14 protein-coding genes and 1 pseudogene are annotated in these 14271 nt (G+C 74.0%); 3 read left to right on the top strand and 12 right to left on the bottom strand.

Translation table 11 applies throughout. From position 1 onward, the window contains the following. On the top strand, positions 1-334 hold a 334-nt coding region (locus NCC78_RS16060), incomplete at its 5' end, for a universal stress protein (RefSeq protein WP_250795366.1). 296 nt (positions 335-630) lie between these two features. Here NCC78_RS16060 and NCC78_RS16055 read toward each other — a convergent pair. The 7 genes from NCC78_RS16055 to NCC78_RS16025 all read right to left on the bottom strand — a co-directional run bounded on the left by NCC78_RS16055 (position 631) and on the right by NCC78_RS16025 (position 6541). Further along, the gene (locus NCC78_RS16055; protein WP_250795365.1) at positions 631-1254 is read right to left on the bottom strand and encodes an FMN reductase; all 624 of its coding nucleotides are present in this window, start codon (positions 1252-1254) and stop codon (positions 631-633) included. Then, a complete protein-coding gene (locus tag NCC78_RS16050; RefSeq protein ID WP_250795363.1) occupies positions 1251-2369 on the bottom strand; it encodes an LLM class flavin-dependent oxidoreductase in 1119 nt (372 codons plus the stop codon). Before NCC78_RS16050 ends, NCC78_RS16055 begins: the two co-directional genes overlap by 4 nt. Before the next feature lie 190 nt (positions 2370-2559). Beyond that, positions 2560-2835: a MoaD/ThiS family protein gene (locus NCC78_RS16045; protein WP_250795362.1), complete on the bottom strand. Its 276-nt coding sequence runs from the start codon at positions 2833-2835 to the stop codon at positions 2560-2562. Position 2836: 1 nt separating this feature from the next. Beyond that, entirely contained in the window at positions 2837-3922 is a 1086-nt protein-coding gene (locus NCC78_RS16040) for a WD40/YVTN/BNR-like repeat-containing protein (protein WP_250795361.1), read from the bottom strand. A gap of 62 nt (positions 3923-3984) precedes the next feature. Beyond that, entirely contained in the window at positions 3985-4620 is a 636-nt protein-coding gene (locus NCC78_RS16035; RefSeq protein WP_250795360.1) for a DNA-3-methyladenine glycosylase, read from the bottom strand. A gap of 128 nt (positions 4621-4748) precedes the next feature. Further along, complete coding sequence (locus NCC78_RS16030; RefSeq protein WP_250795359.1) at positions 4749-5582, bottom strand: helix-turn-helix transcriptional regulator; 834 nt, start codon at positions 5580-5582, stop codon at positions 4749-4751. 26 nt (positions 5583-5608) lie between these two features. Then, a complete protein-coding gene (locus NCC78_RS16025; RefSeq protein WP_250795358.1) occupies positions 5609-6541 on the bottom strand; it encodes an SDR family oxidoreductase in 933 nt (310 codons plus the stop codon). A gap of 280 nt (positions 6542-6821) precedes the next feature. Between NCC78_RS16025 and NCC78_RS16020 the strand changes: the two genes are divergently transcribed. Together NCC78_RS16020 and NCC78_RS16015 are read left to right on the top strand one after the other, a co-directional pair. Then, positions 6822-9356 carry an AMP-binding protein gene (locus tag NCC78_RS16020; RefSeq protein WP_250795357.1) on the top strand — a complete coding sequence of 845 codons (2535 nt, stop codon included), beginning with the start codon at positions 6822-6824 and terminating at the stop codon, positions 9354-9356. A gap of 85 nt (positions 9357-9441) precedes the next feature. After that, complete coding sequence (locus NCC78_RS16015; protein ID WP_250795355.1) at positions 9442-9795, top strand: MmcQ/YjbR family DNA-binding protein; 354 nt, start codon at positions 9442-9444, stop codon at positions 9793-9795. 40 nt (positions 9796-9835) lie between these two features. Here NCC78_RS16015 and argH read toward each other — a convergent pair whose 3' ends face one another. From argH to NCC78_RS15990, 5 genes and pseudogenes are all read right to left on the bottom strand, one after another. Beyond that, positions 9836-11299, bottom strand: coding sequence for an argininosuccinate lyase (gene argH, locus NCC78_RS16010; RefSeq protein WP_250795354.1), 1464 nt, complete (start codon positions 11297-11299; stop codon positions 9836-9838). Between the two features lie 17 nt (positions 11300-11316). Beyond that, positions 11317-12519 (bottom strand): argininosuccinate synthase, encoded by a 1203-nt coding sequence (locus NCC78_RS16005; RefSeq protein WP_250795353.1) that lies wholly within the window; start codon positions 12517-12519, stop codon positions 11317-11319. Beyond that, positions 12516-13031 (bottom strand): arginine repressor, encoded by a 516-nt coding sequence (locus tag NCC78_RS16000; RefSeq protein ID WP_250795352.1) that lies wholly within the window; start codon positions 13029-13031, stop codon positions 12516-12518. The genes NCC78_RS16005 and NCC78_RS16000 overlap by 4 nt, the downstream gene beginning before the upstream one ends. Continuing rightward, positions 13028-14002: an ornithine carbamoyltransferase gene (gene argF, locus NCC78_RS15995; RefSeq protein ID WP_250795350.1), complete on the bottom strand. Its 975-nt coding sequence runs from the start codon at positions 14000-14002 to the stop codon at positions 13028-13030. The genes NCC78_RS16000 and argF overlap by 4 nt, the downstream gene beginning before the upstream one ends. After that, a pseudogene (locus NCC78_RS15990) lies at positions 13999-14271 on the bottom strand (acetylornithine transaminase); the annotation flags it as partial. The pseudogene NCC78_RS15990 and the gene argF, both read right to left, overlap by 4 nt.

Here is a 14271-nt window from a genome sequence, read left to right as displayed (position 1 = left end):
GCACGTCCGGCCGCCGGACGGGGGGCGTCCGGTGCCGGAGGAGGTGGCGGAGACGCGGGCCGCCGACCACGCGGAGTCCGCCGAGCTGCTGGCCATCGCCGCCGCGGCGGTCCGCGGCAGCCACCCGGGGCTCGCCGTCGAGGAGCGGGTGGTCCGGGCGGCGAAGCCCGAGCAGGCGCTGATCGAGGCGAGCGGGGACGCGGCGCTGGTGGTGGTCGGCTCCCGGGGCCGGGGCGGGTTCGCCGGAATGCTGCTCGGCTCGGTCAGTCAGGCCCTGGTGCAGCACGCCCACTGCCCGGTGCTGGTCGCCCACCCGTACGGCCACGCCCGCTGAGCGGGACCGCCCGACCGGGCCGGCACGTGCCCCTTCCGGCCGAGCGCCATCGCGATCCGGACGTGCCCGAGCGAGCGCGCACTGGTCTGGCCCGACCTGACACCGCCGGCGCCCGCTTCCCCCTCGGGCGAGCCGGTGAACCAGCGGGGACGTGGCTGCACCGCGAGGTGGTCCGGTCGCACCTGGGCCGCCGACGGCGTCCCCCGATCCGGCTGGCCCGCGGGTCTCCCGGAAGCGGCGGCCCGCGAACGACTTCGCGGCACCGCTTCCGGGATCGGACCGACCCTCGGCCGGGATCAGTGGCCGAGGCCGCCGAGCAGGTCCTCGAAACTGGTGGTGAGGGCGAACGGGTCGGCGGGGCCGGTGGACGGCGCCCGCCGGTGGACCTGCTCGGCGAGTTCCGCGCCGGCCCGGGTGATCCGCGCCCGTAGCGCCCCGTCGGCGGTGCCGGCGGACCAGTCCTCGGGCGCGGCGAAGACGGTCGTCGGCACCACCACCGCGCGCAGGTAGGCGAACATCGGGCGTACCGCGTGCTCCAGGGCGAGCGAGTGCCGGGCCGTGCCGCCGGTGGCGCCGACCAGCACCGGTCGGTCCACCAGCGCGCCGGCGTCGACCAGGTCGAAGAAGGACTTGAACAACCCGTTGTACGACGCGTTGAAGATCGGCGTGACGGTGATCAGCCCGTCCGCGCCGGTGGCCGTGTCGAGCACCTCCCGCAGCCCGGGCGACGGGAAGCCGGTGAGCAGGTGGTTGACGATGTCGTGGGCGTGTTCGCGCAGTTCGACCGGTCGGATGTCGACCGTGTCGCCCCGCCGGGCCAGCTCGTCGCGGGTTGCCGCGGCGAGCTGGTCGGCGAGCAGTCGGGTCGAGGAGGGCTGACCGAGGCCGGCCGACACCACGGCGAGGGTGCGGCGGGTCATCGGCCCGCCTCCGCACCCGCCAGGTCGTCCGGGCCTGCCGCCTGCTCGGCGGCGGCGCGCAGCGACGCGTGGGTGGGCGCCTCGGGGACGTGCGCGGGGCGCAGCGAGTCGAACTCCTTGCGCAGCACCGGCACGACCTCCTCGCCGAGCAGGTCGAGCTGCTCCAGCACCGTCTTCAGCGGCAGGCCGGCGTGGTCCATCAGGAACAGCTGGCGCTGGTAGTCACCGACGTAGTCGCGGAAGCTCAGGGTGCGGTCGATGACCTGCTGCGGGCTGCCGACGGTCAGCGGGGTCTGCGCGCTGAACTCCTCCAGCGACGGCCCGTGCCCGTAGACGGGGGCGTTGTCGAAGTACGGCCGGAACTCCCGGACGGCGTCCTGCGAGTTGCGCCGCATGAAGACCTGCCCACCGAGCCCCACGATGGCCTGGTCGGCGGAGCCGTGGCCGTAGTGGGCGTACCGCTGCCGGTAGAGCCCGACCATCCGCTGGGTGTGCTCCTTCGGCCAGAAGATGTGGTTGGCGAAGAAGCCGTCACCGTAGTAGGCGGCCTGCTCGGCGATCTCGGGGCTGCGGATCGACCCGTGCCAGACGAACGGGGGCACGCCGTCGAGCGGGCGCGGGGTCGAGGTGAACGACTGCAACGGGGTGCGGAACTTGCCCTGCCAGTCGACCACGTCCTCCCGCCAGAGCCGGCGCAGCAGGTCGTAGTTCTCCAGGGTCAGCGGGATGCCGGTGCGGATGTCGTGGCCGAACCACGGGTAGACCGGCCCGGTGTTGCCGCGCCCCATCATCAGGTCGACCCGGCCGTCGGCCAGGTGCTGGAGCATCGCGTAGTCCTCGGCGATCTTCACCGGGTCGTTGGTGGTGATCAGCGTGGTGGAGGTGGAGAGCAGCAGCCGCTGCGTGCGGGCCGCGATGTAGCCGAGCATGGTGGTGGGCGACGAGGGCACGAACGGCGGGTTGTGGTGCTCGCCGGTGGCGAAGACGTCGAGGCCGACCTCCTCGGCCTTGAGCGCGATGGCCACCATCGCTTTGATCCGCTCATGCTCGGTCGGCTCCCGACCGGTGGTCGGGTCGACCGTGACGTCGCCGACGGTGAAGACTCCGAACTGCATGACCAGCTCCTCGCGTTGTCCGGCCGGGGCCGGAGCGGCTCCAGACGTTTGCGACAACATATTTTGACGAGTCAACTATTCCACCGTCGCCGGTATCCCCGGTGGCCGCCGTCACGCCCGGTCCCCGTCGCCTCTGCGGCCCGGCGGCCACCCCGGGCCGCCCCGACCCGGACCGACCGGCGGCCGGAACTCAGCCGCCGGCCACCGACGGGATCACCTGCACCTCGGCGGTGTCGGGAACCGGGGCGTCCAACCCGCCCAGGTGCCGGCAGTCCTCGCCGTCGACGTAGACGTTGACGTAACGGCGCAGCTCGCCCCGCTCGTCGCGGATCCGGCGGGCCAGCCGGGGCCACGACCCGGCCAGCTCGTCGAGGACCGCGCGCAGGGTGCCGGCCGCGGTCACCGTCAACCGGCTCGCTCCCCCGGCCTCGCCGCGCAGCGGGCCCGGCAGGAGCACGGTGACCACCTCACACCTCCGCGGCCCGGACGCAGAGCACGTCGGGCAGGTGCGCAGCCACCGGGGACCAGGAGTCGCCCTCGTCGCGGCTGGCGTAGACCTCGCCGGAGCGGGTGCCGAAGTAGACCCCGCCGGGCTCGCCGTCGTCGGCGCACATCGCGTCGCGCAGCACGGCCGGATAGAAGGGCCCCTCCGGCAGGCCGGTGCTCAGCGCCTGCCAACTGTCGCCCGCGTCCAGCGAGCGCCAGACGCGGCACCGGCGGCCGGCCGGGAAGCGCTCGCTGTCGGCGGCCAGCGGGAAGGTCAGCACCGCGCCCGGCCGGCCGGGCAGCGTGACGATCGGGAAGCCGAAGTCGCTGGGCAGGCCGTCGGCGATCGAGGACCAGGTGCGCCCGTCGTCGTCCGAGCGGTAGACGCCGTGGTGGTTCTGCGCGTAGAGCCGGCGGGGTTCGCCGGCGTCCCGGGCGATCTTGTGGACGCACTGCCCGAACTCGGGCCACTCGTCGGGGAGGAAATAGGCGTGGATGCCGGTGTTGCCCGGCGACCAGCTCGCCCCGGCGTCGGTGGAGTGGTAGACGCCGCCGGTGGACATCGCCACCGTGACCCGCTCGGGATCTTCCGGGTGCGGCAGCACGGTGTGCACCGCCTGGCCGCCGAAACCGGCGCCCCAGCGCTCGCGGTGCGGATGGTCCCAGAGCGGGCGGACCAACTCGTAGCTGACGCCGCCGTCGTCGGAGCGGAACAGGGCCGACGGCTCGGTGCCGGCCCAGACGAGGTCGGGCTGCCCGGGGCCGGCCGGGGTGAGCTGCCACACCCGCCCCAGCGAGGCCCCGGTGTCGGCCGGGAAGGCGACCGGCGCCCGGTCGGGCTCGTGCCAGGTGGCCCCGAGGTCGTCACTGGTGGCGACGCTGGGCCCGAAGTGGGAACTGGTCATCCCCGCGAGCAGCCGGGGCGTGGCCCGCCGCTTGTCGACCGCGACCGCGTAGACGCCGGTCATCGGGAAGTGCGGGCCGGAGACCTCCCAGCTCCGGCGGCCGTCGGTGCTGGTGGCCAGGAAGAGCCCCTTGGCCGTCCCGATCGCGAGCAGTGTGGCCATCAGCCGTCCTCCGTCGTCTCGGCGAGCGTGCCGTGATTATGGCCACACCCCCCGACAGGACCCTAGTCGCTACGGCCGACCGCGGGCTCCGTGCTTCTCCGGCGGCGGGGTGCGTGCCGGCGGTAGGTGCTGACAGTGGGATCGCCGGTGATCCAGTAGCGCCACGCGACGTCGTGGGCGGCGGCCACCCCGACCCGCGGGCCGGCGGAGATGGCGGACCGCGTGACCGGACGGGTCGGCGGCGTCAGCAGCAGCGGACCGCTGCCGTCGAGCATGGACGTGCCGTTCGCTTCCGCGCCGATTCCGAGCGCGACCACCAGCCGGGCGGGGCCACGAGCGAGGTCGCGGTCGGGCACCTCCCCTCGGCGCTTGCGGGCGAGGTCCAGCCCCTCGACGACGTCACCCGCGCGCAGGAGGACCGCCGCCGCCTCCCCCGCACCGCCGCAGACGATGTTGAGGCACCAGTGCACACCGAACACGAAGTAGGTGTAGGCGTGCCCGGCCGGTCCGAACATCACCTTCGTCCTGGGGGTCGGCCCCCGGTGCGCGTGGGACGCCGGGTCCTCGCCGGTTCCCGCGTACGCCTCGACCTCGGTCAGCCTGATCCGGACGCCACCGGCCGAGACCTCCCAGCCCAGCAGCGTCTGCGCCGTCTCGGGTACCTGGGCGGCCGGGGCGGAGAGCCACGAGTAGTCCACCGATCCAGGAAACGCCGCGGAACGGAGATCGGCAAACCGACGGGGGTGATGACGGCGGATGAACCGGACGCGGGTTCCGCCAGAAGCCACCGTGACGCCTACCGCGGCACCATCTGGGACGGCCCCGGTCAGACCCGCTGGTCGCCGAGGACGGCGAGCAGTCGCAGCTTCTCGTAGCTCTCGCTGCCCGGCGCCGCCGTATAGACCAGCAGCGCCTGGGACTGGTCGGGGTCGATCAGGGTCTGGCAGTCCAACTCCAGCAGCCCGACCTGCGGATGCTGGATGCGCTTCGGCGCGCAGTACCCGCCCGGTACCGGGTGTTCCCGCCAGATCTCGGCGAACTCCGGGCTCGCCGCGAGCAGCGCGTCGACGATCGTCGCGGCCCGCGAGCCCCGGCCGTCACGGGTGTACACGCCGTGCAGGTTCGCCGCGATGAGCCGGCTGTGCGTCGGGCGGTCCTCGGGCGGATGGATCAGCCGTGCGGCCGGGTCGGTGAACCACCGGTAGTGCAGGCTGCGGGCCAACCCGGTGTGCACGCGGTGGTCGCCCAGCAGCGCGACCGCCAGCCGGGTCTGCTTCAGCGTTTCGCCGAGCAGGTTCACCACCTGCGCCGGGGTGTCCTCCAGCCGGTCGAGGATGCGCATCATCCCCGGATTGACGTGGTCGGCGCGCAGCGCCCGCTTCGGGGTGGCGTAACCGGCCAGCCGGAAGAGGTGGTCGCGCTCGTCGAGGGAGAGCCGCAGGCCGCGGGCGATCGCGGCGAGCATCTGCTCGGACGGGTGCGGCCCGCGCTGCTGCTCGATGCGGCTGTAGTAGTCGGCCGACATGTCCGACAGCGCGGCGACCTCCTCCCGGCGCAGCCCGCCGGTGCGCCGCCGCGGCCCACGGGGCAGTCCGACGTCCTCGGGTTGCAGCGCCTCCCGCCGGGTCCGCAGGAAGTCGGCGAGTTGGGCCCGGTCCATGGGTCCAGTCTCCCTCTCCGGCGATCTCAGCCGGCGTCGAATTCGACGCGGGCCAGCCGCTGCGAGACGTCCCAGACCCGCGCCGCGTCGGACTCGTCGCGGGCCGCCCGGTAGACGGCCAGTTCGGTCGGGCCGCCGGTGAACTGGCCGAACCCGTCGGGGCCGTAGAACGCGCCACCCCGGGCGTGCGGGCTGGTCGCCGCGTACAGGGCGGGAAGCAGCCCGGCGTCGACGGTCTGCACGAACACGCCCCAGCGGGCGAGCCGCTTCATGATCGCCGCGTGGGGGGCGGGGCGGGTGCGGCCCAGATTCGGCCCGGCGGCGTAGAGGTTGGTCAGCGTGGTGCCGGGGTGCGCGACGTTGCTGGTGATGCCCCAGCCGCCCGCCCGGCTGCGCCGGTCGAGTTCCAGGCCGAAGTGCAGGTTGGCCAGCTTCGACAGCCCGTACGAGCGGATCGGCGAGTACCTCCGCTCGCTCTGCAGGTCGTCCCAGTCGATCCTGCCGGTGCGGGCGGCGCTGCTGGACATGGTGGTGACACGGGCCCGGCCGGCGCGCAGCAACGGCAGGAGTCGGCCCACCAGCGCCACGTGCCCGATGTGGTTCGTGCCGAACTGCAGTTCCAGGCCGTCGGCGGTGGTGTGCCGGGTGGGCGGGGTCATCACGCCGGCGTTGTTGACCATGATGTTGACCGGGCGGCCCTCGGCGGTCAGCGTCTGCGCCAGCGACGCCACGGACGCCAACGACGCCAGGTCCAGCTCCGGCACGGAGACGGCGGCGCCGGGAACCGCCGCACGGATGCGGGCGACTGCGGCGGCGCCCTTGACCGGGTTGCGCACCGGCAGCACGAGCTCGGCGCCCGCCCGGGCCAGGCGTACGGCCAGGCCGAGGCCGATGCCGTCGCTCGCGCCGGTCACCACGGCGAGCGTGCCGGTCAGTTCGGGTACGAATACGTCCTTCACCACAACTCCCTGGTCAGCGGTCTCTTCCGAACCGATCGTCGCCGCTGCCGCGGCGGGCAACCATGGCGCGGTCATCCGCGGATCGGCAGTCCGTGGCTGGGCCCGACCCAGGCGAACGCCCGGCAGCTCACCGGCAGGGTGGGACACCTCCGACCGGGGAACGGGAGCCTGCTCCTCGTCGTCGAACCGGACAAGCTACGGCAGGTCCGGACCGGGGCCGGCCGTTGCCCGTGACCCGGGTCGCTCGGGACTACTGATAAGGGGAGGCTTACCTTAGAGTGTGCCCGTGACACCCCTGTCTTCCCTGCTCCCGGCCGTCGGGGCGGTGCCGTTCGTCCGCGATCTGGCCGCCCACGGAGACCGCCCCGCTGTGCTCACCCGGGACGGGGAGATCTCCTACGCCGAGCTCGCCGAGCGGGTCACCCGGACCGCCGCGCGGCTCGGCGTGGCGCGTCGGCTGGTGCTGGTCGTCGGCGCCAACACCGTCGACTCGCTGGTGGCCTACCTGGCCGCCCTGTACGCCGGCCATCCGGTCCTGCTGGTCCCGGGCGGCAACGACGCGGCGCTGGGCTCGCTGGTGTCGGCGTACGACCCGGACGTGGTGGTCGGCCCGGGCGAGGACGGGTGGGCGATCGACGAGCGGCGCGCGGCCTCGGCGCACACCCTGCACCCGGAGCTGGCGCTGCTGCTGAGCACCTCCGGGTCGACCGGCTCGCCGAAGCTGGTGCGGCTGTCGCAGGCCAACCTCCAGGCCAACGCCGAGGCGATCGGCGAGTACCTGGGCATCCGGGACACCGACCGGGCGGCCACCACCCTGCCGCTGCACTACTGCTACGGCCTGTCGGTGGTCAACAGCCACCTGGCCCGGGGCGCGGCGCTGGTGCTGACCGACCTGTCGGTGGCCGACTCCTGCTTCTGGGAGCTGTTCCGGGCCGCGCGGGCCACCAGCTTCGCCGGGGTGCCGTACACCTTCGAGCTGCTGGACCGGGTCGGCTTCGCCGCCATGGACCTGCCGCACCTGCGCTACGTCACCCAGGCCGGCGGCCGGCTGGCCCCGGACCGGGTGGTCCGCTACGCCGGGCTGGGCCGGCGCGCCGGCTGGGACCTCTTCGTGATGTACGGCCAGACCGAGGCGACCGCGCGGATGGCGTACCTCCCGCCGGACTCGGCGGTCGACCACCCGGCGGCGATCGGCGTGCCGGTGCCCGGCGGCGCGTTCCGGCTCGCCCCGGTGGCCGACCACCCGGACCCGGAGGTCGGCGAGCTGGTGTACGCGGGCCCGAACGTCATGCTCGGCTACGCCGAGTCCCCCGCCGACCTGGCGCTGGGCCGCACGGTCGACGAGCTGCACACCGGCGACCTGGCCCGGCGCACCGCCGACGGGCTCTACGAGATCGTCGGCCGGCGCAGCCGGTTCGCCAAGATCCTCGGGCTGCGGATCGACCCGCAGCAGATCGAGGCGCTGCTGGCGGGGCACGGGCTGGCCGCGGCCTGCGTCGGCGGTGACGACGAGCTGATCGTGGCCGTGGCCGGCGACGGCGAGCCCCGACGGGTCCGCCGGCTGGTCGCCGAGGAGGTGGGGCTGCCGCCGCGCGCGGTCCGGGTGCTCTTCCTGGCCGAGCTGCCCCGGCTGAGCAGCGGCAAGCCGGACCTCACGGCGCTGCGCGCGCTGGCCGACGACGACGCGCCGGCCGCACGCGAACCGGAGGCCCGTTCGGGCGACCTGTGCCGGCTGTACGCGGAGGTGCTGGACCGCACCGACGTCACCCCGGAGTTGAGCTTCGTCGACCTGGGCGGGGACTCCCTGTCGTACGTCGAGATGTCGGTCCGGTTGGAGCGGGAGCTGGGTCACCTGCCGGCGAACTGGCACACCCTGCCGATCGCCGAGCTGCGCGCCCCGGCCCGCCGGCCCGGCCGGCGGCGGTCGCTGGAGACCAGCGTGGCGCTGCGCGCGGTGGCGATCGTGCTGATCGTCGGCTCGCACATCCCGCTGTTCACCGTCACCGGCGGCGCGCACCTGCTGCTCGGGGTGGCCGGCTTCAACTTCGCCCGGTTCCAGCTCACCGACGGCGACCGCCGGGACCGGCTGCGCCAGATCCGCTCCGGGCTGGCGCGCATCGTGCTGCCGACCACGGCCTGGATCGCGGCGGTGATGCTGGTCCGCGACGACTACCAGCTCAGCACCCTGCTGCTGCTCAACAGCATCGCCGGGCCGGAGAACGGTGAGACCGAGTGGCACTTCTGGTTCATCGAGGCGGTGGTCCACCTACTGGCGGTCCTCGCCGTCCTGCTCGGCCTGCGCCGGGTCGACCGGTTGGAGCGGCGCTTCCCGTTCGCCTTCCCGCTCGGCCTGACCGCGCTGGCCCTGCTCGGCCGGTACGACGTGTTCGGCCTGGACGCCCGCTACGACCTGCCGTCAGCGGTGGTGGCCGGCTGGCTGTTCACCCTCGGCTGGGCCGCCGCCCGGGCCGACGGGGTGCGGCAGCGGCTGCTGGTGACCGCCGCCGCGGTGGTCACCGTGCCGGGTTTCTTCGACCAGCCCCGGCGTGAGGTGCTGATCGTCGCCGGCCTGGCCCTGCTGACCTGGCTGCCCACCGTGCCGAGCCTGGCCGTGGTGAACCGGGTGGCCGGGGTGCTGGCGGCCAGCTCGCTCTACATCTACCTGACCCACTGGCAGGTCTACCCGCACCTGCGGGATCTGCCGCTGGTGGCGCTGGCGCTCTCCCTCGCGGTGGGCATCGGGTACGCGGCGCTGGTCAACCAGGCCTGGCGGTGGTGGCGATCCTTGAACAAGGCGTGGAGAACGTCGCGTTGACCCCCGCCGACGACCGTCCCCCTGATCACGGCGACGCGGCTATGGTCAGATCGGCCCGGGGGGAACCCCCGGCGGGAAGGACACGATGACGCGCGAGGAGATGCTGGCGTACTGCCTGGCGAAGCCGGGGGCGTGGCTGGACCGGCCGTGGGAGGGCGACGAGGTGGTGAAGGTCGGCAGCCGGATCTTCGCCTTCCTCGGCTCCACGGACGGGGAACCGCGGGTCGGGGTGAAGTGCGGCCCCGACCGGGTGGTCGCCGACGAGTGGATCCACCGGTACCCGGACGACGCGAAACCCTCGCCCTACATCGGCCGGTCCGGCTGGAACTCGCTGCGCCTGGCCGGCGGGATCGACGACGAGGAGCTGACCGAGGCGGTCGACGGCTCGTACGACGCGGTGGTGGCGAAGCTGCCGAGGCGGGAACGACCCACCGCCTGAGGGGCCGGCGCGGCGGCCCGCCGCACCGACCCCCGCACGCTCAGCGGGGCACGACCCGCTCGGCGGCCCACTCCCGCCATCCGGCCAGCTTGTCGGCGGCGGCGGCGAGCTGGTCGGCGACGGGGCCGGGCCCCGTGGAGCCGGGCGTGGTCCGGGCGGCGAGCGCCGAGCGGACCGAGAGCACGTCCCGCACGCTCGGGTCGAGGTGATCGCTGACCGTGGCCAGGTCGTCGTCGGAGACCTCGTCCAGGGCGCAGTCCCGGGCCACGCAGAGCGCCACCAGCTTGCCGGTGATCTCGTGCGCGTCGCGGAACGGCACCCCCTTGCGGACCAGCCAGTCGGCCACCTCGGTGGCCAGCGAGTAGCCGACCGGCGCGGCGGCGACCAACCGGTCCACCCGGACCGTCATCGTGGAGATCATCCCGGCGAGCGCGGGCAGCAGCAGCTCCAGGGTGTCGACCGCGTCGAAGGCCGGCTCCTTGTCCTCCTGCATGTCCCGGTCGTAGGTCATCGGCAGGCCCTTGAGCATGGTCAGCACGCTCATCAGCCCGCCGACCAGCCGGCCGGACTTGCCCCGGGCCAGCTCGGCGATGTCCGCGTTCTTCTTCTGCGGCATGATCGACGACCCGGTGGCGAAGGCGTCGTCCAGCTCCACCCAGCCGAACTCCTGCGAGGTCCAGAGCACCACCTCCTCGCCGAGGCGGGACAGGTGCACCCCGACCAGCGCGGTGACGAAGAGGAACTCGGCGACGAAGTCCCGGTCGGCGACCGCGTCCATCGAGTTCGCCGCGGCGGCGGTGAAGCCCAGTTCGCGGGCTGTGCGGACCGGGTCGAGCGGCAGCGACGAGCCGGCCAGCGCGCCGGCGCCGAGCGGGCTGATCGCCGCCCGGGCGTCCCAGTCGCGCAGCCGGTCCAGGTCGCGCAGCAGCGGTTGGACGTGGGCCAGCAGCCAGTGCCCGAAGGTGACGGGCTGGGCGTGCTGCAGGTGGGTCATCCCGGGCGCGGGGGTCGCCACGTGCCGCCCGGCCTGCTCCACCAGCGCCTCGGCCAGCTCGACCAGGCGGCCGGCCACGCCCCGGGCGTGGTCGCGCAGGTAGAGCCGCAGGTCGGTGGCGACCTGGTCGTTGCGGGAGCGGCCGGCGCGCAGCTTGCCGCCGAGGCTGCCCAGGCGCTCCAGCAGCCCCCGCTCCAGCGCGGTGTGCACGTCCTCGTCGTCGATGGTGGGGCGGAACTGCCCGGAGGCGCAGGCGGCCTCCAGGTCGTCCAGGGCGGCGAGGATGCGGCCCAGTTCCTCGGCGTCGAGCAGGCCGGCCCGCGCGAGGACCCGGGCGTGGGCCCGGGACGCCGCGATGTCGTACGGGGCCAGCCGCCAGTCGAACTGCACGCTCACCGACAACCGGGCCAGGGCCTCCGCGGGGCTGCCGGCGAACCGGCCGCCCCACAGGCTCGTCCGGTTGGTGGCGGCGCTGTTCTCGGTCAGGCTCTTGTCGTCCACGCCGCCCATTGTGGTTCCCACGATCGTCAGCCGCCCAGCCGGGCGTCCCGTGCGGCGGCCATCTTGCTGGGCAGGCCCCAGAGCTGGACGAAGCCCTTGGCCAGCGACTGGTCGAAGGTGTCGCCGGTGTCGTAGGTCGCCATGCCGAAGTCGTAGAGGCTGGCCTCGGAGCGCCGGCCGGTGACGGTGGCCCGACCGCCGTGCAGGGTGAGCCGCACCTCGCCGCAGACGTGCCGCTGCGCGTCGTCGATGAATGCGTCCAGGGAGTTCTTCAGCGGGGAGAACCAGAGGCCGTCGTAGACCAGCTCGCCCCAGCGCTGGTCGACGCCGCGCTTGAACCGGGCCAGGTCCCGCTCGACGGTGACCGCCTCCAGCTCCTGGTGGGCGGTGATCAGCGCGATCGCGCCGGGCGCCTCGTACACCTCGCGGCTCTTGATGCCGACCAGGCGGTCCTCGACCATGTCGAGCCGGCCCACGCCCTGCGCGCCGGCCCGCCGGTTCAGCTCCAGCACCGCCTGGTACGGGGTGACGGTCTCGCCGTCGATGGCGACCGGGTTGCCGCCGTCGAAGGTAATCACGACCTCGTCGGCGTCGCGCTCCTGCGCGGGGTCGGAGGTGTAGGAGTACAGGTCCTCGATGGGGCCGTTCCAGATGTCCTCCAGGAAGCCGGTCTCCACCGCGCGGCCCCACAGGTTCTGGTCGATGGAGTACGGCGACTTCGCCGACACGTCGATCGGCAGGCCCTTCTCCTCGGCGAAGGCGATCGCCTTGTCCCGGGTCCAGGCGAAGTCCCGGGCCGGCGCGACGATCTTCAGGTCGGGGGCGAGCGCGCCCAGGCCGACCTCGAAGCGGACCTGGTCGTTGCCCTTGCCGGTGCAGCCGTGCGACACGATGGTGCCGCCGTGCTTGCGCGCCGCGGCCACCAGGTGCTTGACGATCAGCGGCCGGGACAGCGCGGAGACCAGCGGGTAGCGGTCCATGTAGAGCGCGTTGGCGCGGATCGCCGGCAGGCAGTAGTCGGCGGCGAACTCCTCGCGCGCGTCGACCACCTCGGATTCCGCCGCGCCGCAGTCCAGGGCGCGCTGCCGGATGGCGTCGAGATCCTCGCCGCCCTGCCCGACATCGACGGCGACCGCGATCACCTCGGCGCCGGTCTGCTCGGCCAGGTACGGAATGGCGACGGAGGTGTCGAGACCTCCGGAGTAGGCAAGGACGACCCGCTCGGTCATGGTGTGGTGCTCCCTTCAACGTTCTCTTCCCGGCGGGCCCAGCCGGCGAGCTTCTCGCCGAGCGCGGCCCCACCGACGGCCTCGCGGGCCACGACGAGGATGGTGTCGTCGCCGGCGATGGTGCCGACGATCTCGGGCAGGCCCGCTCGGTCCAACGCGCTGGCCAGGTACTGGGCTGCGCCCGGCGGGGTACGCAGCACGGCGATGTTGCCGCTGGAGTCGACCCCGTTGAGCAGTTCGTGCAGCAGCCGGATCAGCCGGGCCGGCGCCGCCTCGGCGTCGCGCAGCGGCCGGTGGCCGTCCTCCGGGATGAGGTAGACGGCACCGCCGTCGCCGCCGCGCACCGTGACCGCGCCGAGTTCCTTGAGGTCCCGGGAGAGGGTGGCCTGGGTGACCTGGATCCCGTCGCCGGCGAGCAGGTCGGCCAGCTCGGTCTGCGAGCGGACCGCCTTGTCGCGGATCAGCTCGACGATGCGGGCGTGCCGGGCGGCACGGGTCAGCGGGGCGGTCATGGTGTCTCCCTGGTCGCGGCGACGTCCGGCGCCGCCGCGTCCGGGGCGGTGGTGGCCCCGAGGAGGAACGTCAGCAGCGCCTTCTGGGCGTGCAACCGATTCTCCGCCTGGTCGAAGACCGCGCTGCGCGGGCCGTCGAGCACCTCGTCGGTGATCTCCTCGCCGCGGTGCGCGGGCAGGCAGTGCAGCACGATCACGCCGGGCGTGGCGTGGCCGAGCAGTTCGGCGTTGACCTGGTACGGCAGGAACGGCGTGCTCCGGTCCAGCCCGTCGTCCTCCTGGCCCATCGAGGTCCAGGTGTCGGTGGCGACGACGTCGGCGTCCCGGACCGCCGCGACCGGGTCGGTCAGCACCTGCACCGAGCCGCCGGTGCCCGCGGCGATCTTTCCCGCCCGGGCCACCACCTCCGGGTCGGGGCCGAAGCCGGCCGGCCCGGCGACCCGGACGTGCATCCCGGCGGTCGCCCCGGCGAGCAGGTACGAGTGGGACATGTTGTTCGCGCTGTCGCCGAGGTAGGCGAGGGTCCGCCCGGCGGTGCCGCCGCAGCGCTCGCGCACGGTGAGCAGGTCGGCCAGGAGCTGGCACGGGTGGAAGGTGTCGGTGAGCGCGTTGATCACCGGCACGGTGGCCGCCTCGGCGACCTCGGCGATCCGGTCGTCGCCGTGGGTGCGCAGCACGACCGCCGCGACGTAGCGGGAGAGCACCCGACCGGCGTCGGCGAGGGTCTCGCCCCGACCGAAGTGGGTCACCTGGGTGTCCACCACGAGGGGGTGGCCGCCCAGTTCGGCGATGCCGACGTCGAAGGAGATCCGGGTACGCAGGCTCTGCTTGTCGAAGAGCACCGCCACCGACCGGGGCCCGGCCAGCGGCCGGTACGCGAACCGGTCCGCCTTCATCCGCGCGGCGAGGTCCAGCACGGCCGACTGCTCGGCCGGGGTGAGGTCGTCGTCCCGCAGGAAGTGCCGGGTCATGCGCTGACCTCCGAGGGGCTCGTGGTGGCGGTGGCCGGTGCGCTCGCCCCGGCGGGCGGTGCGGTGGCCGGTGCGCTCGCCCCGGCGGGCGGTGCGGTGGCCGGTGCGCTCGTCCCGGCGGCGGCGGGGGCGGTCGCGTCGAGGGCGGCGGGGAGGGCGGCGAGGAACGCGCCGACCTGGGCGGCGGTCAGGATCAGCGGCGGGGCGAGCCGGAGCACGCCGGGCTGCACCGGGTTGACCAGGAAGCCCACCCCCCGCAACGCCTCGGT

It is taken from the genome of Micromonospora phytophila (assembly GCF_023656545.1).
GTDB classification, from domain to species: Bacteria; Actinomycetota; Actinomycetes; order Mycobacteriales; family Micromonosporaceae; genus Micromonospora; species Micromonospora phytophila.
The sequence above is the reverse complement of the archived record's forward strand: the minus strand, read 5'-3'. Positions and strand labels throughout refer to the sequence as shown.

Excerpts from the sequence above, each read along its gene's own strand:
- NCC78_RS16000 (WP_250795352.1), bottom strand. The coding sequence starts at position 13,031 with ATGACCGCCCCGCTGACCCGTGCCGCCCGGCACGCCCGCATCGTCGAG.
- NCC78_RS16015 (WP_250795355.1), top strand. The coding sequence starts at position 9,442 with ATGACGCGCGAGGAGATGCTGGCGTACTGCCTGGCGAAGCCGGGGGCG.
- NCC78_RS16030 (WP_250795359.1), bottom strand. The coding sequence starts at position 5,582 with ATGGACCGGGCCCAACTCGCCGACTTCCTGCGGACCCGGCGGGAGGCG.
- NCC78_RS16050 (WP_250795363.1), bottom strand. The coding sequence starts at position 2,369 with ATGCAGTTCGGAGTCTTCACCGTCGGCGACGTCACGGTCGACCCGACC.
- NCC78_RS16055 (WP_250795365.1), bottom strand. The coding sequence starts at position 1,254 with ATGACCCGCCGCACCCTCGCCGTGGTGTCGGCCGGCCTCGGTCAGCCC.
- NCC78_RS16005 (WP_250795353.1), bottom strand. The coding sequence starts at position 12,519 with ATGACCGAGCGGGTCGTCCTTGCCTACTCCGGAGGTCTCGACACCTCC.
- NCC78_RS16040 (WP_250795361.1), bottom strand. The coding sequence starts at position 3,922 with ATGGCCACACTGCTCGCGATCGGGACGGCCAAGGGGCTCTTCCTGGCC.
- argH (WP_250795354.1), bottom strand. The coding sequence starts at position 11,299 with ATGGGCGGCGTGGACGACAAGAGCCTGACCGAGAACAGCGCCGCCACC.
- argF (WP_250795350.1), bottom strand. The coding sequence starts at position 14,002 with ATGACCCGGCACTTCCTGCGGGACGACGACCTCACCCCGGCCGAGCAG.